The sequence below is a fragment of the Phycisphaerales bacterium genome (assembly GCA_029268515.1).
Taxonomy (GTDB): Bacteria; Planctomycetota; Phycisphaerae; order Phycisphaerales; family SM1A02; genus JAQWNP01.
Window position 1 is genome coordinate 31,076 of the sequence record JAQWNP010000010.1, and the last position, 21,087, is coordinate 52,162.

General features: G+C 50.6%; 18 protein-coding genes. 5 read left to right on the forward strand and 13 right to left on the reverse strand.

What is annotated here, in order from left to right; genetic code table 11:
* Window positions 1-3 precede the first annotated feature (3 nt).
* Entirely contained in the window at window positions 4-1,419 is a 1,416-nt protein-coding gene (locus tag P8J86_06720; GenBank protein ID MDG2054382.1) for a DUF4340 domain-containing protein, read from the forward strand.
* On the opposite strand, the gene ribD is transcribed toward P8J86_06720, so the two are convergent.
* From ribD to P8J86_06740, 4 genes are all read right to left on the reverse strand, one after another.
* Complete coding sequence (gene ribD, locus P8J86_06725) at window positions 1,329-2,516, reverse strand: bifunctional diaminohydroxyphosphoribosylaminopyrimidine deaminase/5-amino-6-(5-phosphoribosylamino)uracil reductase RibD (GenBank protein ID MDG2054383.1); 1,188 nt, start codon at window positions 2,514-2,516, stop codon at window positions 1,329-1,331. The genes P8J86_06720 and ribD overlap by 91 nt on opposite strands.
* The gene (locus tag P8J86_06730) at window positions 2,513-3,970 is read right to left on the reverse strand and encodes a SpoIIE family protein phosphatase (GenBank protein ID MDG2054384.1); all 1,458 of its coding nucleotides are present in this window, start codon (window positions 3,968-3,970) and stop codon (window positions 2,513-2,515) included. Before P8J86_06730 ends, ribD begins: the two co-directional genes overlap by 4 nt.
* Window positions 3,971-4,075: 105 nt before the next feature.
* Window positions 4,076-6,187 (reverse strand): elongation factor G, encoded by a 2,112-nt coding sequence (gene fusA / locus P8J86_06735; protein ID MDG2054385.1) that lies wholly within the window; start codon window positions 6,185-6,187, stop codon window positions 4,076-4,078.
* A gap of 503 nt (window positions 6,188-6,690) precedes the next feature.
* Window positions 6,691-7,671 (reverse strand): hypothetical protein, encoded by a 981-nt coding sequence (locus tag P8J86_06740; GenBank protein ID MDG2054386.1) that lies wholly within the window; start codon window positions 7,669-7,671, stop codon window positions 6,691-6,693.
* Between the two features lie 144 nt (window positions 7,672-7,815).
* On the opposite strand from P8J86_06740, the gene mnmA reads away from it, so the two are divergent.
* From mnmA to P8J86_06755, 3 genes are all read left to right on the forward strand, one after another.
* Window positions 7,816-9,048: a tRNA 2-thiouridine(34) synthase MnmA gene (mnmA, locus tag P8J86_06745; protein ID MDG2054387.1), complete on the forward strand. Its 1,233-nt coding sequence runs from the start codon at window positions 7,816-7,818 to the stop codon at window positions 9,046-9,048.
* A complete protein-coding gene (locus P8J86_06750) occupies window positions 9,048-10,676 on the forward strand; it encodes a gamma-glutamyltransferase family protein (GenBank protein ID MDG2054388.1) in 1,629 nt (542 codons plus the stop codon). Before mnmA ends, P8J86_06750 begins: the two co-directional genes overlap by 1 nt.
* Window positions 10,677-10,748: 72 nt before the next feature.
* Window positions 10,749-11,828: a class I fructose-bisphosphate aldolase gene (locus tag P8J86_06755; protein MDG2054389.1), complete on the forward strand. Its 1,080-nt coding sequence runs from the start codon at window positions 10,749-10,751 to the stop codon at window positions 11,826-11,828.
* Window positions 11,829-11,844: 16 nt separating this feature from the next.
* Here P8J86_06755 and P8J86_06760 read toward each other — a convergent pair whose 3' ends face one another.
* The gene (locus tag P8J86_06760) at window positions 11,845-13,881 is read right to left on the reverse strand and encodes a cation-translocating P-type ATPase (protein ID MDG2054390.1); all 2,037 of its coding nucleotides are present in this window, start codon (window positions 13,879-13,881) and stop codon (window positions 11,845-11,847) included.
* A 194-nt stretch (window positions 13,882-14,075) separates the two neighbouring features.
* Between P8J86_06760 and P8J86_06765 the strand changes: the two genes are divergently transcribed.
* Window positions 14,076-15,089 carry an NAD(P)-dependent glycerol-3-phosphate dehydrogenase gene (locus P8J86_06765; GenBank protein ID MDG2054391.1) on the forward strand — a complete coding sequence of 338 codons (1,014 nt, stop codon included), beginning with the start codon at window positions 14,076-14,078 and terminating at the stop codon, window positions 15,087-15,089.
* Here P8J86_06765 and P8J86_06770 read toward each other — a convergent pair whose 3' ends face one another.
* From P8J86_06770 to P8J86_06805, 8 genes are all read right to left on the reverse strand, one after another.
* The gene (locus P8J86_06770) at window positions 15,090-15,371 is read right to left on the reverse strand and encodes an HPr family phosphocarrier protein (protein ID MDG2054392.1); all 282 of its coding nucleotides are present in this window, start codon (window positions 15,369-15,371) and stop codon (window positions 15,090-15,092) included.
* Between the two features lie 104 nt (window positions 15,372-15,475).
* On the reverse strand, window positions 15,476-15,952 hold the full coding sequence (locus tag P8J86_06775) for a PTS sugar transporter subunit IIA (GenBank protein ID MDG2054393.1): 477 nt from the start codon (window positions 15,950-15,952) through the stop codon (window positions 15,476-15,478).
* Between the two features lie 17 nt (window positions 15,953-15,969).
* Window positions 15,970-16,266 (reverse strand): ribosome-associated translation inhibitor RaiA, encoded by a 297-nt coding sequence (gene raiA, locus P8J86_06780; GenBank protein MDG2054394.1) that lies wholly within the window; start codon window positions 16,264-16,266, stop codon window positions 15,970-15,972.
* 16 nt (window positions 16,267-16,282) lie between these two features.
* Window positions 16,283-17,281, reverse strand: coding sequence for a DUF502 domain-containing protein (locus tag P8J86_06785; protein MDG2054395.1), 999 nt, complete (start codon window positions 17,279-17,281; stop codon window positions 16,283-16,285).
* Window positions 17,282-17,390: 109 nt separating this feature from the next.
* Complete coding sequence (locus P8J86_06790; protein MDG2054396.1) at window positions 17,391-18,863, reverse strand: PDZ domain-containing protein; 1,473 nt, start codon at window positions 18,861-18,863, stop codon at window positions 17,391-17,393.
* Window positions 18,841-19,470: a phosphoribosylglycinamide formyltransferase gene (locus P8J86_06795; protein ID MDG2054397.1), complete on the reverse strand. Its 630-nt coding sequence runs from the start codon at window positions 19,468-19,470 to the stop codon at window positions 18,841-18,843. Before P8J86_06795 ends, P8J86_06790 begins: the two co-directional genes overlap by 23 nt.
* Window positions 19,467-19,880, reverse strand: coding sequence for an acyl-CoA thioesterase (locus tag P8J86_06800; GenBank protein ID MDG2054398.1), 414 nt, complete (start codon window positions 19,878-19,880; stop codon window positions 19,467-19,469). Before P8J86_06800 ends, P8J86_06795 begins: the two co-directional genes overlap by 4 nt.
* On the reverse strand, window positions 19,855-21,075 hold the full coding sequence (locus P8J86_06805; GenBank protein ID MDG2054399.1) for a hypothetical protein: 1,221 nt from the start codon (window positions 21,073-21,075) through the stop codon (window positions 19,855-19,857). Before P8J86_06805 ends, P8J86_06800 begins: the two co-directional genes overlap by 26 nt.
* Between the last annotated feature and the right edge of the window lie 12 nt (window positions 21,076-21,087).

A 21,087-nucleotide genomic window follows, 5' to 3' on the forward strand; every position in this document is an offset into this window, starting at 1 on the left:
CCCATGCAATGGCGTATCACCATCTTGTTTGTTGTTATTGCTGTGCTTGGTGTGCTAGCAGTGGTTTTTCTCGTGCAGCCAGGGCAACTAAAAACAAACAGGAATCAAGTGCGATCGCTACTTGGAGATCGTGTTCTGATTAATGAAGTTGATCGTATTCGTGTTGTCTTTGATGAGGACCAACAATTCACTTTTGAGCGTGATGAGGGCCAGTGGATACAGGTTGATCCGTTTCGCTATCCCATGAAACCTGATTCAATGCGGCGATTTGCTCAATTGGCCGCTGAACTTGAGGTGCTTTATGAGTTGCCTGCCAAGACAGTGACGGATGAAGAGCGGCAGCAGATGGGATTGCAACCGCCGCGGGCGACACTATCTCTGGGTTCAGGTGATCGTGATCTCACTCTGCTGTTGGGAGAAAATCCATTTGCAGGTCGTGCCTATGTTCAATTGGCTGGTGACGACAAAGTGCATGTTGTCAATCAGGACCTACATCAGCATATCTTTGATCGACATCCAAATGACTGGCGAACTCGTAATATCTTTGACCGAGTAGATATTGATGTGGATTACATCGATCGTATTGATGAGGGCCAACGCACAAGGTTGGAACGAAGTGATCGTGGTTGGCAAATAGCTTTGCCAGTACAAAGCCAGATTGATCGTTCAACGCTAGAGAGCTTCGTACAGTCGCTTGCAGAAATGCGCGCGGCAGGATTTGCACTGGATCAGCCGACTGAAAAAGACTTATCTCTTTTTGGGCTTAATGCGCCATTAACTCAGCTTGAAATTTCGTGGTCTGAGACACAAGAAGAGAATGGTCAGATCATTCGCGTTCCTCACTCCCAGGTATTGCTAATTGGCGCTGGTGTTGGCGATGGTTCTCTTGATCGTTATGGCATGATCCTTGGTCGGCCAGTCGTTCTTCGTCTCTCGGAGTCATCACTGCGTGGCCTTCGACTACCCGCGCCATACTTTGCTCGGCGAACTGGTACTGGAATTCCTGGACCAGATATTACAGCCATAGAAATCGATACACAGGATGCGAAATTTCGAATTGACCGCCGCATCAATCTCACCACTGGTGCCGTGGAGTGGTTTGATGTTGATCAGCCGGATCATCGTGCTTCATTAGACCTTGTCAATGAGCTGATTAATCAGTTATCCCAGGTGAAGGCAAGCGACATTCATATAGTTGCAGCCGACGGTGTTTCAGAATTTGTGGTTGGCAATGTGATCTTGTACAGCATCGGTGCAAGACCCGTTGATACGGTGCGACTTCTGAGTCTGCCAGATAATAATGGTGATATCCACTGGGCGATGGAGAACTACGATGGTGTTCTACGGATATTGCCTTCGTCAGTGAATTTGCTTGTTTCACCAGAATCACTGGGGCTGCCAAAGCCATTGAGTCCGTAGCGAAGTTCAATGTCATCGTCGCGCTGATGGGTGCTGATCAGTCTTAACCGCCACGCATCTGAAATATTTGCAATGGCAGGTCCTGAGAGTCCAATGGCTTTTGGATCAGCTAATAACATTGGAGCAAGGAAAACCCATACTTCGTTGGCGAGGTTTTGAGAGATGAGACTTGCAAGTAGTCGGCCACCTGCCTCAACCAGAATATTGGTGATATCAAATGTTTTTGCTAAATGACGCAGCCCGTCAGACAGTGAGCCATGGACTCCGTTCAGCTCGGTGCCAACAATGTTGACGCCAGCTCGCTCAAGTGTATTGCATCTTGCATGAGCGGCGTGCATTGCACTTTTTGATGTCCAGACGACGGTGGGAAATTCCTTAGCCGTGCGGACGAGCTTGCTGTCAGTTGGAATATCAAGATTGGGATCAAGGACAATTCTTCTTGCGACGCGACGAACTCGTACATTTCGGGCTGTGAGCAGTGGATCATCATGAAGTACGGTGCCCACACCCGTGAGGATGGCATCGACTCGTGCTCTACATCGATGGACTGCTTGGCGACTCTTGTTGCTGCTAATCCACTTTGAGTCACCAGTGCTTGTGGCTAATCTGCCATCCACGGTCTGGGCCCACTTTGCAATCACCCAGGGCAGACCGGTCTTGACTCTGTATACAAATGGACTGCTTACGTTGGTTGCAACTGGGCACGCATCAGTCACGGTGATGGCAATACCAGCACGCTCTAGCGCATCAAAGCCTCCGGAAGCAATTGGATTAGGATCGCGCTGGGCAATAACAACGCGATCAATTCCCGCATCAATCAGCGCTTGGGTACAGGGGCCGGTTCTTCCCGTATGGTTGCAGGGCTCGAGGGTGATGTAAGCGGTTGCGCCATGGGCAGCCTCGCCTGCACGGCGTAGCGCTTCAATTTCAGCATGGGGTCCACCGCAGTAGGCATGGTATCCCCAACCAATGACATTGTTATGTTTTGTGATGACGCATCCAACCAGCGGGTTCGGTTCAGCTCGGCCCCGACCACGAGCTGCCAGCCGTGCCGCAGCACCAAGATATTGGACATCTTCACTTACGTTGTCTGTCATGGCGTTGGTATGGCTACATCTACAGAAGTGCCAATCTCTAAGATTGCTGGCTGGGCTTGTGTCGGGCTCAGATGTAGAGTTCCGAGATTCTTGAGCATGAGAGTCGCTACCAAAATGTCATCTTCAGTCTGCCCCTCGTGATGTCGACGTACGGCGCTCGAGAGAAAAGTCGACCAATTCCGCGGTGGTGGGGTGAAGGCTGAGGCTTCTCGAAGTTGCTTAAGGCCGAACTGTTCACCTTGCGGATTTCTCGCTTCCATGGCTCCGTCTGTGTATGAGATCACGATGTCGCCAGGATTCAAGCTGCGCGATTCTGTCTTTGAGTCAAAAGCATCGTCTTCCATGACACCGAGCAGCATGACTGTTGATTCCAAATCTTCAACCGAACCATCTTCACGACGTAGAAATGCTGGGGGGTGCCCGGCGCTGGCCCAACTGAGTTGGCCATCCTTTGAACATATCTGATAACAGGCACCTGTCGCGTAGAGATCATATCGAGACATGGTCAGTCGGACATAGCGGTTCAAAAGCGCAATCAGCTGACCTGCAGTGCAATGAGGATGTTCAGCCCAGATTCGCTCAAGTTCTCCATACATTCGATTCACGGTGAGTGCGGCCACGACTCCATGTCCCACCACATCAAGTATGGTCATAGAGACGGTGCCACTTTGTTCATTAATAGAGACATGGACAAAGTCACCCCCGATTTCGCTCATTGGTTCATAAGCATAGTTGAAGCAAATATCGCCATCGAATCGCCGTGGAAAAAGCGACTCGTGTACATCTCTGGCACGCGAGAGTTCATCTCCCAAATTCTTAACGTGCTCGTCGAGTTCGATTCGTTCAGCTGCCTGTGCGCGCTGCTTTGTACGCCAGCGGATCATGAGTAATCCGGGTAAGGCAGTCCAGGGTAAGCTCACCACTGGTACAAGTTGATCAGCGAGTATTTGGGAAGGGGTTGTCATGAGTAAGACAAACCACAGAATGAATGGACCCAGAAGGGCCACCAGTGATTGTGTATAACTCAACGGCATCATAAAACTTGGTGTCATATGCGCAATCGTGAGGCCGATCAGAATGATGACAGTCGCTCGACGTCCAATAGGTGAGCCAAGCGTCTCAACGGGATACATCACGCACAGCACCAACACACAGCCCAATATGCACACCAGACCGGCCGCTAGATAGGCCATGTTCTGCGATGTTGCAGGCGGAAAAACACTTGCTATCCAGAATACTATGAGCACAAAGAGGCCAATGACCACGCCAGTAAAGTGAGGATCTATTGCTTGTGATATTGATTCTGTTGAATTGTTTAGTGGGCTTGTTAGTAACCAAACGAGGACAGCCAAAAGTACAACCAGATAGGTCATACAAACCCGACCGAACAGGCGCCTGTACAAATGACCAGTGCCTTCGGTACTTGGTTCGAAATTGGAGCTAGTCAAGGCCATGTCGACGTGCCTTCGTCAGGCGATGGTTGAGCATACCAGACGGTCTCAACTGTTAGGCTGACATATCAGTACCAAATCACGATCGAGACGGCCATGGCACGTTTTTTATGCCTTAGCAAGCACTTCATCTTTCAAGCGATCTGGCATCACACGATATTCTGATGGCTCCATGGAATTGCTGGCGCGGCCTTGGGAGAGCCCGCGAAGCACCGTCGTATAGCCAAATAGCTCAGCGAGTGGGACTTCAGCAGTGATAATCCTCAGCAGTCCTCGCAGTTCAGATTCAAGGATCTGTCCTCGCCGGCTTGCAAGATCGCCACTGATTGAACCAAAGAACTCATCAGGCGTTGAAATGGTACATCTCATAATCGGCTCAAGCAGCGCAAGGCCTGCTCGCGTTGCAGCATCGCGTAATGCCAGGGCGCCAGCTTGTTCAAAGGCAATTGGACTCGAGTCGACGTCATGGTAAGAGCCAAAGACCAGCTCAACTTTGAGGTTCTGCAAGGGGAATCCACCCAATACGCCAGATAAGGCAGCGGAACGCACGCCCGACTCGACGGATGGGATGTAATCTCGTGGAATGACACCTTGCTTGATTGAATCGACAAAGGCAACGCCGTTGACCATTTTGATTTCTTCGGCTTCGGCCTCTTCTGCGGTGCAGGGACTGACATTGATGACGACATCACCAAACTGACCGCGTCCACCACTCTGCTTGATGAATTTGCCACGGACACCCTCAGCGACGCCAGTGATCGTCTCGCGATAGCTCACGCGAGGTCGCCCGACGTTGACGCCGATTTTCATATCACGAATCAGTTTATTCTTCACGATCTCAAGATGCAGTTCGCCCATGCCTTCAATAATGGTCTCGCCAGTATCGTCGTTGAACTTTGTGCGGAAGGAGGGGTCTTCACGTTTGATTGTGACGAGTGCCTCGGAGAGCTTTTGTTTGTCGTCATTCGTAATGGGTTCAATTGACATTGAGATGACGGGCTCTGGGAAGATCATTCGTTCCAGCGTGATGGGATCTTCAGTGCTACAGAGTGTGTCTCCAGTCACAGAGTTCTTGAGGCCGATCAAGGCAACAATTTGGCCAGCAATGGCTTCTTCAAGTGGCTGGCGATCCTTCGCATGCATTTCAAAGATGCGAGAAACATTTTCCTTGCGATTATTCGCGGCATTAAGAACGCGTGTGCCTTTTTTCAGCGTGCCAGAATAGATACGTGCGTAGGTTAGATCGCCATGGGTATCGGAAACGACCTTAAAGACCAGTGCCGAGAATGAATCATCAGTTTTGTGAGATCGTGTTACAGGTTCATTGGTACGTGGATGAACACCTTCAATATCAGCGACCTCAGTTGGATTGGGCAAGAACTCAATCACACCGTTGAGAAGTCGCTGGATACCGATATTTCGTAAAGCAGCGCCGCAGAAGGTTGGATAGCAGCGGTGCTCCAGCGTACCTTTTCGCAGTGTTTCTCTAATTTTGTCGATGCTGATCGAATCTTCATCTTCAAGATAGGCCTCAGCAAAATCATCATCTAATTCAGCAGTTTGCTCAAGCAGACGGTGACGCCATTCCTGAGCAACGTCCATCATGGACTCTGGAATTTCTCGTTCTTCAACGAGGGCACCAAGCTCACTGCTGTCAAAGTAGAAGGCCCGCATTTCAATAAGATCAATAAGGCCTTCGAGTTCGTTTCCGGCACCAATTGGATACTGAACAGCAATTGGGTTTGCGCCGAGACGATTAATGATTGAGTTGTAGCTGAATTCGAAGTTAGCACCAACTTTATCCATCTTATTGATGAAGCAGAGGCGTGGCACGTTGTAACGATCAGCCTGCCTCCAAACTGTTTCGGACTGAGCTTCGACACCTTCTTTACCGTCGAAAACAGCAACTGCTCCGTCAAGGACACGCATGGAGCGTTCCACTTCAATAGTGAAATCTACGTGCCCAGGTGTATCAATCAGGTTGACGGTGTAGTCGCTACCTTTGTAGTTCCAAGGACAAGTTGTGGCAGCAGATTGAATTGTGATGCCACGCTCTTGCTCTTCTACAAGGAAGTCCATCGTTGCCGTGCCTTCATGAACCTCGCCCATCTTGTAGTTTTGCCCGGTATAGTAGAGCACCCGTTCAGTGACGGTGGTCTTACCTGCGTCAATATGGGCACAAATACCAATGTTGCGAAATCGTTCTAATTCAACAGTCATCGTGAATACTCGCTTAACATGAGACGGAGCGTCTCTACTTGGGCAACCAATCCTTGATGCACTGACTCGCTGACGGTGCCAATCGAGGTTGGGTAAAAGATACTTTTCAAGAAAACCCGCGGAGGCTGGAGCAGCCACCACACACGGCCTTCATCATCAGAAATGATCGATTAACGTTTCGTTGATCGATCGCGCTTTAGCTCACCCGGCTAGCGCCAGGCCTCGTCTTTTCGAAAAAGACCGGCTTAGCGCAATCGGGCGTTTATTTCATCGTCTCGCAACGGTCATCTCCTCACTTTTGGAGTCATATGCGAAACCCAGGGACGCCAGGGCCCTCCCTTGAATAAGGAGGCTTGTCATTCAATCCGACCAACTTCTTTCGATAGGGGTGCGGACGAATCAAGGCGGATTGTAGCGCTAGGCGGGGTTCTGTCAATGGGCAAAGGCCCAAGATCGACGCAATGCCCTCACTTAGTAACCGGATATGGGCACAGTTGTTGTGTTTAACAGGATCGGACCAGTTGAGAGCGGTCAATATGGCGTTCTTGGATGATTGGATCGATGTCTTGGAGATAGCGTCGAGCATCTTGCACATATCCAGCGGTGGGCCTTAAATCTGGCAAATGCTGGCCAAAATAGCCATTGAGTCGCTCCATCAGCAGCTCCCGTGTGTATTTGGCTGTCATGGAGGCCAGTGCTACTGGAAGATGCTGATCTTCTGCGCTCACCTGGAACGAGAGCCAGAGCTGATGTTGCCCACGGCAAAGCTGATAGGAACTGCATTTAGGACTCTCGTCACAAACAGTGACTTGGGCTTCAGGCCAACATTGTTGCAGATCGGCCCGGTAGCGCATCTTGCCACCCTGGCGATCCAGGACGATATGTGCTGCATCCCAGGTGCGCCAAATACGATCCACCAGTCGCATGGCGGCGGATAAATTGACCGATGACTTGCGTCCGGTTCTTTCCACTTGTTTGTTGAAAGAAGCCGCATCAATAATTTCACATACTGTGCCTAAGTAATCTACGCCGGCTGATTCGAGTGCTCGATTGAGCTTGCCTCCGCTGATTTTGAGTAGGCCAGCATCTTGGCTGATAGGTAGTGAAAGTTCATTGTCATACCACGGTTGTTGCTGGACATCAGCGCCGAGCTGCTTGAATAGAGAGCTGTCGGTTTTTGGTAGTTCTTTTCTGACGGCTGCAAAGCTGAGGACGCCCCGTTCTAGATGAGTCAGTGGGTGCATCTTGGCGGTTCTTGCACCCTTGAGTTTCTTGGAATCATCGATTGCAATACGCCGTTGTGGATCGCGCCGCGTGCGGCAGACGGCGTTGCCAAGAATGTCCCATAGATTTGGTAGGGATGGCTGTGTAAGAGTGGTATTGGGATCATGGTCTATATCCAGACTGAAGCCCGCTGCAGCAACGCAAAGCGGTCCCAACATGGGTCCATATCCTGCTTCATCAATACCAAAGTAATGCATCATTTGAGCCGCAATTTAGCACGTTCAGCCTAGGGCTCGAATTTCAGGCCGATTCTGAGAACAATGGTCCACAAGTTTTGGTCTGGAGCCCCTAATAAGCATGGAGATTGGATGACCTTTGGCCTGCAGGCCGGATACAATCGTCGAATGGCAAGGAAACCAGAAAAAGTGGTGGTGGCAATGTCTGGGGGTGTCGACTCTTCAGTAGCGGCATCATTACTGGTCGAGCAAGGCTATGACGTTGTTGGCTGCTTCATGCGTTTGGGTTCGCCTGGTGAGGAGCTCCCTTCCGGTAGCGATCAGTCCACAGGCAGCACCTGTTCCAACAGTGCCAATGAGACGCAGTCAGGGAGCGCGGGTAAGCCTATCAAGTTAGGTCATCAGGGTTGTTGCTCAGTTGCCGATGCTCATGATGCACGTCACGTTGCCGCGAAGCTAGGCATTCCACTGTACGTTCTTAATTTTAAGAATGACTTTGACCGTATCATTGGTCACTTCGTGTCAGAATACAATGCTGGGCGCACCCCCAATCCTTGTATTCGCTGTAACAATTGGTTGAAGTTTGGAAAACTCTTTGATTATGCGGTCAGCATCGGTGCATCGCATGTTGCCTCAGGCCACTATGCGCAACTCCTTGATGTAGACGGTGATCTTCGTTTGCGCAGAGCCGTGGACGATGATAAAGATCAGAGTTATGTGTTGTTCGGTACCCCGACACAACGTTTAAATTCGATGTTGTTGCCGATCGGAGGGTTTGCAAAGTCGAAGGTTCGGGAGATGGCTCGTCAACGCGATCTGCCTGTCTTCGACAAACCAGATTCGTACGAGATTTGTTTTGTGCCCGACAATGACTATGCAGGGCTGGTGACGCGACGCTCTCCAGATGAGGTGCAAAGTGGTGATATTGTTGATACCCAAGGGAAGAAGGTGGGGGAGCATCCTGGTCATCAGCACTTCACAATTGGCCAACGTCGCAAGATAGGCGTGGCACTTGGGCATCCACTTTATGTCTTAGAGAAAGATCCTCAATCGAATCAGATCACTGTTGGTGGAAAGAATGATTTGCAGGCAACTGCTGTCCAGGCAGCTGAAGCCAACTGGCATATTGAGCCACCGCGCACTTGGCGACGCTGCCAGGTTGCCATTCGAGCACATGGTGATCTGCTTGATGCAGAAGTTCGTGCCACCGGCGAAGAAACGCTGGAAATTCGATTCCGTGAACCACAGGCTGCCGTTGCAGCGGGGCAAGCAGCAGTGGCTTACGACGGTGATCTGTTGATGGGTGGTGGTTGGATACATCAAGTCAGCACCATCTGGTCTGATGAAAAACAAAAATTGAAAGACCCGGTCAGTGCCAAGCTGAGCAACGGTGATTCGTAATGCACAGATCGTTGTTTGACCTTAATGGTGCATCTCGCTTTCCTGGGCGTGCGGCCATCTTTGCTGATGAAATGGTGGTTTCAAGTCAACCACTTGCTGCGCAGATTGGGCTCGAGCAGTTGGCGCGCGGAGGTAATGCTGTTGATGCCGCATTGGCCGCAGCCATTTCGTTAACAGTGCTTGAGCCAACATCCAACGGAATTGGAAGTGATCTATACGCAATTGTTTGGCATGCCGATGAACTTCATGGACTCAACGCTTCTGGGCGGTCGCCGCAAGCATTGAGTCTGAACCAATTCGAAGGACAAACAGCGCCGCCTATTGAGGGTTGGGATGCAGTTGTTGTGCCTGGCGCTGTTTCAGGCTGGCAGCAGCTATCGCAGCGATTTAGTAAATTTGACCTCGGTGTACTTTGCGAACCAGCAGTGAGATTGGCAGCCAAAGGCTTTCCTGTCACACCTGGAGTCGCCGCGGCATGGGCTCGAGGTGCAGAGCGTTTTCAGAAATACGAGGGTTTTTCCGAGACATTTCTGTTTGATGGCCATGCACCCCATCCCGGTCAGCGGGTGCAATTGCCAGATCATGCTGCCACGCTTGCAAGCATTGGTTCAGAAGGGGCGGATGCTTTTTATCAGGGCAACATTGCTGAAGAGATTGTGGCGCAAGCTCGAGGCGCGGGCAGTGTTCTTTGTATGGAAGATTTAGCGAACCACACGCCGATTTGGGTTGATCCACTAAGCACCAAGATTTGGGGTGGAGCAACTTTGCATGAACTACCGCCCAATGGTCAAGGTATTGCAGCGCTCATTGGCTGTGGTGTTTTAGCACAAGGGCCCGATCAGAATCAGATGAGCATTGTGCAGAATCTTCACTATCAGATTGAAGCGGTCAAGATGGGACTGGCAACAGCCCAACGCGTTGTTGCAGATCCAGATCACGTTCGTGAAGATATGAACGCTTTGATATCGAATGATGCACTGACAAGTAAAGCCAATGAAATTGATCCAACAGTAGCCGGTGACTATGGGCCACTGGTGCAGCCACACGGTGGCACGGTGTATGTGACTGCCGCTGATTCGCAAGGCATGATGGTTTCACTCATTCAATCGAACTTTATGGGATTCGGTAGCGGCATCGTTGTTCGGGGTACGGGTGTTGCCATGAACAACCGAGTGGCTGGATTCATGTTAGATCCGAGCCATCCCAATGCCCTGGCAGGCGGCAAGCGCCCGCTCCATACGATCCTTCCAGGGCTGGTCACAAGAAATGACGAGCATGGCAATCGTCAGCCCTTAATTACTTTTGGTGTCGTTGGCGGCCATATGCAGCCCCAGGGGCATGTACAGCTGCTCGACCATCTCTTACGCCAGCGTCAGGATCCCCAGAGCTCGCTTGATGCACCTCGATTCCGAGTGCTGCGTGATCGAATCGTGGAAATGGAGCCAGGCTTTGATGCCAAGACGTATGAGGGGCTCAAAGACCTTGGCCATGATGTTAAGATGGCATCTGAGCCCAGCCCGTATTTTGGCGGTGGGCAGATCATTGCTGTTGATCAGTCAGGCTATATCGCTGGTAGTGATGCCCGGCAAGATGGGCAGGCGGCAGGTAGATCATCCAGTGGGGTATGATAGAAACTTCAGAAATCTAGATATAACAAGGGTGCCCACGAGCCATACCACTATGGGCTGAGGAGTGATTCAATGAGTGTTGTGAGTGAGAATACCAGTATTGAGGGTTATCTAGGAAGTGAAGCGGAGACTCTTCTTAACTATTCAGCCAAAGTCGATAAGGGCCTGTTGAATCTACCTGGCCCAGACTTCATGGACCGTGTTTTTAAGTCCACTGATCGAAACCCACAGGTACTGCGTTCACTGGCATCCATGTACAACCATGGTCGCTTAGGGGGCACTGGCTACATGTCCATGCTGCCAGTTGATCAAGGTATTGAGCATTCCGCCGCGGCTTCGTTTGCCAAAAATCCACTGTACTTCGATGGTGACAACATTGTGAAACTTGCGATTGAAGGTGGCTGTAATGCAGTAGCGACAACCTTTGGTGTGCTCGGATCAATTTCACGTAAGTACATCGATAAGATTCCTTTTCTTGTGAAACTCAATCACAATGAGTTGCTCACACTGCCTAATGAATTCGATCAGATCATGTTCGGTAGCGTGCATGAGGCATGGAACCTGGGCGCGACTGCAGTTGGTGCAACGATCTACTTTGGTTCAGATGGATCACGAAGACAGATCATTGAAGTGGCCCAGGCCTTTTCAGAAGCACATGAGTTGGGCATGGCTACGGTACTTTGGTGTTATCTTCGTAATCCAGATTTTGTAGTTGATGGCAAGGACTACCACGTCTCTGCTGACCTTACAGCACAAGCAAATCATTTGGGTGTCACCATTGAGGCAGACATCATCAAACAGAAACTGCCGACATGTAATGGTGGTTACAAAGCCATCAATGACAAAATGGGCAGCTATGGGAAGTATGACGAGCGAATCTATACCGAGCTTTGCAGCGATCACCCCATTGATTTGTGCCGTTACCAGGTCATGAATTGTTATATGGGTCGTGCCGGACTTATTAACTCTGGTGGGGCGTCGGGAGACAATGACTTTGGCCAGGCAGTGCGAACAGCGGTCATCAATAAACGAGCTGGTGGTACAGGGTTGATCAGTGGGCGCAAGGCTTTTCAGCGACCAATGGATGAAGGCGTAAAGCTCCTCAATGCCATTCAGGATGTTTACCTGTCACCCGACGTTACCGTCGCCTAATGCATAGCGAGAAGAGTTAAGCCACAGACCGACTGGGTTTCGCAATGCGCGAAGCTTCAATGCGTCGACGGGCGCCCTCGTGCTCTGCATACTCCTCGCCGTAGCGGACGAGTCGCAATGAGTTCAGTATGACGAAGATATATCCCAGCGCGTAGTAAAACGGCGTGATGTAGATACCACCGAAGAACTGGAAAATTCCAGTTGCTGCGAGCGCGAGGCCCACGACTGCCATCACGAGGGCAGCGGCAATATTCTGGCCGACAATTGACCGGGTCTTCCGAGCCAGTGCGATGAGGAAGGGGATATGTCGCAGGTCATCATTCATAAGGGCAACACCTGCTGAGTTCGTGGCGATATCAGAACCAGAGAGGCCCATGGCCACACCAACATCCGCTGATGCGAGGATTGGTCCATCATTGATGCCATCGCCAACGACCAATGTGCGATGGCCTTTGTCGATCAAGTAACGTAACTCCTGGTGTTTTTCTTCAGGCAGGCATTGGGCTTCAATCGAGTCGACCCCAACGGCCTTACCAACACGCTTCGCAACAGCAAGTCTGTCACCAGTAAAGATGCATACGCGTCGGACGCCATGCTTGCGTAGATCAGCAACGACCTCAGGTGCACTGCGGCGAAGTCTATCTTCTAGCCCAACGGCACCGAGATAGCGTCCACCTTTGAGTACGTGCACACCTGACATGCCTTCGATTTTCGATTCAATCGCAGTCACTTCACTACTGGCTGTTGGAGCCATTTCGCTAATCCAATCGGGTCGGCCAGCATGGATATCTCCATCACTGGCATGTGCAATGACGCCTCGCCCATGGACTTCCTCGTACTGCTCAATGACGCGCGGTGTCATTCGTGCTTTTTCGGCTGTTTCAAGTATCGATCTTGCTAATGGGTGGTTTGAGTGTTGCTCGCTATCTGCAGCTGCTTGGAGAAGCTCGCCACCTTCAATACCTTCAGCAGGTGCGAGTCTGCTTACAGCAAATTTTCCTGTGGTGAGCGTGCCGGTTTTGTCTAGTACGACAGTGTCGATGACGCCAGCGGCCTCAAGTGTACGAGTTTGTTTAATCATGATGCCAAGCCGAGCAGCTGCAGCGAAGGCAGCAACCATGGCCGTAGGATATGCAATGAGCAAGGCGCCCGGGCAGGTGACGACTAAGACTGTAATAGCACGTACAGCTGCTTGATCTTTCACGACTGGATCTGAGCTTTGCATCGTGAACCACCAGACAAGTCCCGCAACCATTAACACGATTGGCGCGTAGTAGCTCGAGAGTTGTTCGATGAGTTCCTGGCGTTGTGTCTTGGAAGACTCTGCTTCACGTATCAGCGCTTCAACCTTGCCGATCGTGGTATCGCCAGCAACGGCTGTCACCTTGATATCGATTTGTCCCGTCATATTCGCTGTGCCGGCATAGACCTCGGTACCCACCTCTGCTTGGATCGGTACCGCTTCTCCGGTCAGTGAAGCTTGGTTAATGTTGCTTAATCCATTGGTGATCACACCATCGACGGGAAGGTTTTCACCAGGCCGCACACGCACAATGTTTCCAACTTGGATTTCTGACAAAGAAACTTCTTGTTCGACAGAATCACTGACGCGACGCGCAATATCAGGTGTGAGATCCAGCAAGTCTCGAATAGCGCGCTGGGCGCCCCAGGCAGTACGGCTCAGAATAAGGTTTGCCATCCAAAGAAACAGTGCGATGAAACCTGCTGCGAGGTACAAGCCACTTGCGAAAGCCGCCAGTACAGCGAGTGATGCTAATGCATCACTGGATGGTCTTGAGGTGGTAATTTCCCGCCATGCCCCAATCAGAAGGGGAATCATCAGAATGATGGACCCAATAATGGCTGGGATCTGTGAAATTTGCTGATTGTCGCCCAGTAGTGAGGCGATCCAGCTGACCGCCAGTAGCACGCCGCCAGCGAGTGCAATAAGCAGACGTCTTTCAACGCCCTCAGCTCCACTTCCTAATAGGTTTGGATCGTCCAGCCCATCTGGTTTCTCTTGACGTTCGCCCGCTATCGTGACATCAGACATCTTTGGCTCCAGGTGTTAAATCATGCCCGATTAGAACGTGGCCACATTCCAGGGAGAGATTACCGATTCTTTGGTACGGTAATATGGCAAGGGAGGTTCGTAAACGGCATAGCAGCCTATCAAATATGAGCTCCTGGGTATTCATCAGCGTAGCCTACATCGGCTAACAGGGGTTTTTGGAATACGAAACAACTATGGCTCAGCAAGCAACGATTCTCGGTGATGGTCAGATGGCACTCGTTCTCAGTGATGTCCTTATCGAAAACGGCATGCATGTGCGAATGTGGTGTCCCGTCAAGAAAACAGCGGAAGTTCTTTCTCAGTCTCGGGTTAGCGATCGACTGCCCAATTTTACGCTCGACAAGAAGGTCGAGGTGGTCGACGATGATGCATCAGCGCTTCAAGGCGCTGAATTGGTGGTCAATGCTATTCCGACCCAATTTGTACGCTCGGTCTGGGAGCGTGTGGGTGGCAACTGCCCGCTTGGTGTGCCGGTGGCTTGCGTTTCTAAGGGAATTGAGATCCAGACGCTCCTGCGACCGTCAGAGATTATTGAGCAGGCAGTCGACAGTGCTGGTGGAGGCCGCCCCCGGGTCTGCGCTCTGTCGGGCCCGACCATTGCTTCAGAGCTCGCTGAGCATAAGCCAGCCACCTTGGTCGCAGCATCAGCAGATGCTGATGTGGCTGCTTTTGTCCAGGCTTCATTCCTTGTCAAATGGCTTCGGGTTTACAAGCAAGCTGATCTTATTGGAGTCGAACTGGCTGGCGCGACAAAGAACATCATTGCACTTGCTGCGGGCATGATCGATGGTTTACAGCTGGGTGATAACGCCAAGTCGGCGCTGCTTGCTCGTGGACTTGCTGAAATCGCTCGACTTGGCGTTGCAATGGGCGCTCGTGTCGAGACGTTCTTTGGAATTGCTGGAGTCGGTGATCTGGCCACAACATGTTTCAGCCCATTTGGACGCAACAGAACTTGTGGCGAGCGTCTGGGCCGTGGCGAATCTCTTGAATCGATTCATGCCTCCACCAATTCAGTTATCGAAGGTGTTTCAACAACAGAGTCAGTATCTCAGTTGGCTTCTCAAATATCGGTAGAGATGCCGATTACAGAAGCTGTTCATCAGGTTCTCTTTGGTGGCGTTGACCCACTCGAAGGGGCGCGAGCACTGATGTTACGTGAAGTTGATTCCGAAGAGATTGGGTAATTACTCCTCACCAAATTTTGATTCGATGAGTTCAGTAATTGCATCGATGGCTTTGGAAGAATCTGGACCATCCGCAAGAACTTCCAACTTTGTTCCTCGAGTTGCGGCAAGCATGAGCAGTTGCATAATTGACTTTGCATCTACTTGGTGATCAGTATCCGTCCGTCGCAATTTGATTTCGGCAGTAAAACCACCGGCTAATTCTGCTAATGCTGTCGCGGGACGGGCATGCAGTCCAAGCCGGTTGGAAATGGTCAGGAAACGTTTTTCGGTATCAGACACGCTGGTCGGAATCCTACAAATACATTGCGATTACAAGTGTTTACGGAATGATGCTTGAGCGAAATGATGATTTCTAAATGTTGATCTGCTACTGCTATCAAGAATCATGGTGCCGACGTTTGTGAGTCGGCCTCATCGATCAACATGAGAATATCTGCCGTGGTATGAGCCTGCTGCAAAAAGCTACGGAAGGTGTCCTGGCTCAGATGCCCGAAAATAGCTTCCATGGCATCAAGGTGATCTTCAGGTCGTTCTTCGGGGCTGAGCAGAAGAAAAACAGAATGTACGGGTTGTCGGTCGAGCGAATTAAAGTCAATACCTTTATGACTCACGCCAATTGCCACCGCCATTTTCTCAATAGCCTTGTGTTTGACGTGGGGTACCGCGACGCCGTGACCGAATCCAGTCGATCCACGGTTCTCTCGCTTAATGACCGCCTTGATAAAGTCATCACGCAGGCTGGGATCTACGGCGTCCGCAGCGACGAAGGCATCAATCATCGTGCTGATGACGACGTCTCTCTCAGTTGATTCAATGTTCGGGATGATGGCATCTTCGATGACGATTTCTCGGAGCTTCATATTCTGCATTCGTCCTATTAGTGCTTGTTGTCTCTGAGTCGACTTTTGTGATCTGTTAGTTGTCGTTGCGAGCGGTCAATTCCTTGGTCGATCGATGCATAGAGGTCTAGATTATCTCCATGGGCAACGATCGGATCATGGTGTTCTATTTCGGTAATGATCTCTGTATAGTAGCCATTCCGCGTTCGGTCGATAACTACTTCGATTTGCTGGATGCGATCAAAAAAACGGTCTAGTTTCGAGGCTTTTCTCCGGGCGTAGTCTTGGATCGCTTCCGTCAGTTCCATGTGCTTGCTGCTCAGCTTTATTTGCATAGTGCTCTTTCCTTGATCATGACTCGAACAAGTCACCAGTTTGAGATTTTGGTGAAACCTGCGGCCCTACTGAGGACGAGGGGGCCTTGGGCTTTGCATCCGGATTGCTGTCCGGTATTGGTAACGAGTTTGAGCTGTCTGTGGCCATCTTGGCCAGTTCTTCTGCTTGGGGTGGGGGGGCGGCATCTCCATCTTGATTAACTGGGGTTGAACTCACCTCTCGGCCTGGGATTAATACCCCTCCGCTCACGGTAAAGCGGATCGCCTCCTCGACAGTCAATGGCATTTCAATGATCTCATTGGCAGGGACCGTAATGGTGTATCCCGTAAAGGGCGTTGGTGAGCTTGGAATGAAGACAGTGACTGCTTCGCCTGAATGTGCACTAATGGTGTGAAGTGTATTTCCAGTGAGAAAGCCAACTGCCCAGATACCTTTGCGCGGGTATTCAACAGCAACCACTCGGTTGAACTTGATCGGTTGGTCTTCGCCGAAGAGAAAGTCAACCACTTGTTTAATGTAGGGGTAGACCAGCTTAATGATTGGTACCGATTCAATCAGCTTTTCGAGCTGTCGGTAGAGCCGCCGACCAAAGAATCCACCCAGGAGCCGGCCTGCAAAGTAGACCGCCAAAATGGCGATCACAATGCCAATGAAATTCAAATACCAATGGCTTTTCCACCAAGCGTTGACGGCCTTTTCACGATATTCCTTACGGATCAACGGATCTTGTGATTTGTCAGTGGAATCCAGCCCTTTTTCCTTCCTCCCATCTGACATTTGCTGCTGATTCGGTTCAAACGCCCATGACTCTGTGACAGACGGCCAAACGGTGGGCGTATTCACAATGCCCATCCGCACCCCGCTATTAATTGGTTGCGCAATCGAAGAATCGATGAAGCGATAGGCAGTCACCAGTAGCCAAAGTGTGAGGACTGAGGGGAGTAGAATGACGAGTCCGCGAACAAAGAACCTTTTGAAGTGCGAACTTGATCGACGGTCGTGGGCTGGAGTCATAGAGATTTCCGGGCGCCTAGGGGCGGCGAACCTAGGTCGTCATTGATTAGAGTATAGCCCACAGCTGGCATGCTCCATAGCATCCGCTGAGAATTACTCTTGTAGGGCATTAGGGCCTCTCCGAGGATGATTTGAGAGGCATGAGCTCTAGTATTTGATTGACATATGTATTTCCTCGTCGAATGACCAGGGTGATCTCATCGCCAATCCGGCAATCAGCAATAAATCTTGTTAATTCATCCGTACTTCGTATCGGCTGATCATTTGCAGACATGATCACATCTCCCGGTCGTAGTCCAGCTCGAGCTGCTGCGGAGCGTCGCAGCACTTTGGAGATCTTTACCCCATCGTTGGTGGTGTGTTGACCGAAGCGGATGCCGAGGGCTGCTTGTCCCTCAATGATGGTATCTGGAATCAGAGGACGATTGACGAGCCATAGTCTCCAGGCACGTTCGGTGCTTGCCATTGGTTGTCCAAAGACCTGCTCAAAGGCGAGGCGTCCAGTGGGATCGACTTTGAAGCCACTGACATAAGCCTTATACCACTGATCAAGCTTGCCTTGATCAGTGATGAATTCAAAGATCGAGCGGACCTGTGGATAAAGATGTGGTGCCTGGTTGGAAGTCATAAACTCATTCATGTCCATCGCAAACAATTTTTTCCATGGCATGAGGGTTCCGGAACGCATTCGCCGCACGGCAATATTGTTGCGCTTATTTGGGATGAATGTCAGAAGGCCCTCATCGGAGATTTCATAGTCTTCATAGAGACAGGCGAGACCTTCTTGAATCCAGATAGGATGACGTTGCCTCAGGCGATCCATGTGACCCCAATGAAAAGCATGGATCACTTCATGCCGCAGGTTTGATCCAACCGTGCGCGCGACAAGGCGTCGACGGCCATGTTCGTAGATTCCACCAACATGATCTTGGCCGTTAAAGAAAAGTTTGGAATCTTCCGGTGTCGGAATTGCAATGAGAAAGTAGTCATCAGGTGGCGCATCGAATAGATGTTGAATGGAGTGGTCAGAAAGCTCGTCAACCATCTCTCGCATGCGGCTTTGCGAATACGCATCAAGCGCGGTGGCGTAGTGAATACGCCGATCCTCATCTTGTTCAAATAGGTAACCAGCTTCTCCAAAACGTTGTCGCCATCCTTCCTGCGCGGATCGTGCAGCATCCTTCGCGAAGCGGCGAGCTGCCTCAAAGATAGACTCGAAGGTTCTTCGATTATGCAAATTGATAAGATCTGGATCTGATCGCAGGTATGTGAAGTCATTGAACCCAGCGTTTAGAGCATCGATCAGAGATGCCTCTGCTTCGTCCAGTCTTTCAAGGTGAGCAAGAGCACAAGCTCTGTTGTAGTACAGCTGATATGCAGTACCACCGTCAGCAATCTGCTGGTCGAGCATGACTAATGCACCCTGATAGTCACCTCGAGCAAAAGCATCGATCACCGGTTGTTGAGAGACTTCTTCATCAGCGGTTTGCGCCATCAAGGTAGCTGTTGGGCAGAGCATGCCCAAGAACAAGCCGATCATCAGCACAATCACGGCGCTGCTAGACGATTTGTGGTGGGTCATGCTCAACCTTTTTGTCATTCAAACGAATTTTTTTCATGGCAATCAATTGTATTGCTTCCGGATAGGCTTCGCATTCAAGGGCGAATACCCGCGCGGCCAGTGTTGCAGGCGTGTCATTTTCTTGAACTGAGCAGCGCCGCTGCAAGATGATTGGTCCGGTGTCATACTCATTATTCACAAAGTGAATGGTGCAACCCGATACATCCTTGCCCGCAGCGAGTACAGCTTCATGGACACGAGAACCATACATGCCTTGGCCACCAAAGTCCGGTAGGAGTGCGGGATGAATATTGATCACACGGCCTTCCCATGGATCTATAAGTGGGAAGGGTCTTAGGTACCCACACAAGCACACGAGATCAATGACGTCTGGGTCCAGTACATCGCGTACCCAGCAGTCACGTTCTGTTGCATTGAGATTTGCTGGTGGGCTGTGTACGAGCAGGCCACGTTGTCGCGCGAGGGCGATACCTGGCGCATCTTCGCGTGAGGCGACAACACATGTAATTTTGATCGAAAGCTGATCAGACTCGATTCGATCAGCGAGATTCAACACAGTGCGACCTGTACCACTGATCAGTGTGGCAATATTGAATGTCGCAGTCATGAACCCGTCTCTGAAGGAGATTGTGCATTGAGGAAAGGCGTTGGGCGCCCATCGTTATCGACAGCGACCATCGTCAGTTCAGCCTCAGTCACACGTGCGATGCCGCTGCCATCTCCTCTTTCAGCATCAACTTTGACTTTCACGCAGACCGAAGAGGTGCCTGTACGAAGGGTCGATGTTAAATAGTTGACAGCATCGCCAACATGGACGGGCGCCACGAACTCAACGCGATCCATGGCGACGGTTACCCAGCGCACCGAGGCATGCTTTCGTGCTTGCACAAGGGCCGCAAGGTCCATCTGTCCCATGATGACACCACCGAAGATCGTGCCATAGGCGTTGACATCGCGCGGCATCATCAAGGTCCGTAGGGCCAAGGCGTCTTCATCGAATGGTTGATTCTTTGTCATTGCCTGGACAATCATAGCTGAGCTGCTGGAACTTTGATGGATTATCCGGATCTGGCTTGATCGGGTCGATCAGCTCAAATTGAAGGGTTTCTTGGTTAAAGACCAGTTGCTTGAGGCAAAGCTCAAACAGTGCGACTAACGATGCTTGGTAGCGACGAACGCGGGCTTTGGATGTGGTTGGTGGTGGACTTATGCGGCGAGCCATTGATGGCGTAAACCGTTGAAGCAGTTGTATCCGTTCACTTAGCTCTGTTAAGGAACCAGTTTTGGTCTTCACGAGGGCTTCAAGGAAGCTGGATTCACCGAGCGCGAGTCCGATCGCTAGCATATTGAGATCAAGGGTGTCCTCTGAGTGTTGATGCATACTGCGCCAAGCAAGTTCATCTGCTGGTGGTAGTGGTGGGTTTGCTTCGACATCAATACCTGCGATCGCCAAAGCGAGATACTGAATAGCGAGCACACTGGGATTATTCTCACGGTGAAAAGCTTCCTGGAGTTGTTCTAGGTTATTGTTAGTGAGCGCTGCTAATAACGCCCCCGTTTTTTTCTTGTGATCACTGAGGTCAACCAACCACGCCTTGCTCAAGGATTCATTTTGCTCGGGCGTATTGAGCCGTTCTGCTTCTAATGCGATCAAGATATTTGGTGATCTAGATGTGGCACTAATATTTATTGGCAGGTCATTTGAAGTATTCGGTTGGGGTGGATCAAGAAGTTGACCAGTAGTTATGTCAACAAGATCGATTAATTGCTGAGGTACGGATTGGCTTTCTGGCCAGTGCAGTTTTGCTTCTGTCCAGTACATAGCCAGGATGAGCCGTCTTGCTAAAGTTGCATCATCAGCGACCCATGCCAATGGCGGTAGTTCAGTTGTATTGGGTCCATGTTGTGCAAGAAGTGCAGTCAGCGCTTGGTGCCGCACTTCATTGTTCTGTGATTGCAAGAGATGGGAAGCAATCAGGCAGCGTTGCTGACTATCGAGCTGCCGCCATTGCTCAATGAGTCCCGTGATTGCCTGTAGTTGTAATTGAGGATCTTGAGAGTTTGCTAGTTCGAGTGTGTCCACATCAACGATACGGACTTTTTGTTGATCATTATTGATGTCTGAATAGCTGACAATGAGAGCAATTACGGTACCGATGATGACTGCAACTAATGCGGTCCACCATGCGAGGTATGAGGTAAGTGGTTTCATTTCGCAGTCATA

What these genes read in the sequence shown, in the direction of transcription:
- P8J86_06775 (MDG2054393.1), bottom strand. Translation starts at nt 15,952, where the DNA reads ATGAAGCTCCGAGAAATCGTCATCGAAGATGCCATCATCCCGAACATT.
- P8J86_06790 (MDG2054396.1), bottom strand. Translation starts at nt 18,863, where the DNA reads ATGACCCACCACAAATCGTCTAGCAGCGCCGTGATTGTGCTGATGATC.
- P8J86_06730 (MDG2054384.1), bottom strand. Translation starts at nt 3,970, where the DNA reads ATGGCCTTGACTAGCTCCAATTTCGAACCAAGTACCGAAGGCACTGGT.
- mnmA (MDG2054387.1), top strand. Translation starts at nt 7,816, where the DNA reads ATGGCAAGGAAACCAGAAAAAGTGGTGGTGGCAATGTCTGGGGGTGTC.
- P8J86_06720 (MDG2054382.1), top strand. Translation starts at nt 4, where the DNA reads ATGCAATGGCGTATCACCATCTTGTTTGTTGTTATTGCTGTGCTTGGT.
- raiA (MDG2054394.1), bottom strand. Translation starts at nt 16,266, where the DNA reads ATGCAAATAAAGCTGAGCAGCAAGCACATGGAACTGACGGAAGCGATC.
- P8J86_06755 (MDG2054389.1), top strand. Translation starts at nt 10,749, where the DNA reads ATGAGTGTTGTGAGTGAGAATACCAGTATTGAGGGTTATCTAGGAAGT.
- P8J86_06785 (MDG2054395.1), bottom strand. Translation starts at nt 17,281, where the DNA reads ATGACTCCAGCCCACGACCGTCGATCAAGTTCGCACTTCAAAAGGTTC.
- P8J86_06760 (MDG2054390.1), bottom strand. Translation starts at nt 13,881, where the DNA reads ATGTCTGATGTCACGATAGCGGGCGAACGTCAAGAGAAACCAGATGGG.
- P8J86_06800 (MDG2054398.1), bottom strand. Translation starts at nt 19,880, where the DNA reads ATGACAAAGAATCAACCATTCGATGAAGACGCCTTGGCCCTACGGACC.
- fusA (MDG2054385.1), bottom strand. Translation starts at nt 6,187, where the DNA reads ATGACTGTTGAATTAGAACGATTTCGCAACATTGGTATTTGTGCCCAT.
- ribD (MDG2054383.1), bottom strand. Translation starts at nt 2,516, where the DNA reads ATGACAGACAACGTAAGTGAAGATGTCCAATATCTTGGTGCTGCGGCA.
- P8J86_06765 (MDG2054391.1), top strand. Translation starts at nt 14,076, where the DNA reads ATGGCTCAGCAAGCAACGATTCTCGGTGATGGTCAGATGGCACTCGTT.
- P8J86_06750 (MDG2054388.1), top strand. Translation starts at nt 9,048, where the DNA reads ATGCACAGATCGTTGTTTGACCTTAATGGTGCATCTCGCTTTCCTGGG.
- P8J86_06805 (MDG2054399.1), bottom strand. Translation starts at nt 21,075, where the DNA reads ATGAAACCACTTACCTCATACCTCGCATGGTGGACCGCATTAGTTGCA.
- P8J86_06740 (MDG2054386.1), bottom strand. Translation starts at nt 7,671, where the DNA reads ATGATGCATTACTTTGGTATTGATGAAGCAGGATATGGACCCATGTTG.
- P8J86_06795 (MDG2054397.1), bottom strand. Translation starts at nt 19,470, where the DNA reads ATGACTGCGACATTCAATATTGCCACACTGATCAGTGGTACAGGTCGC.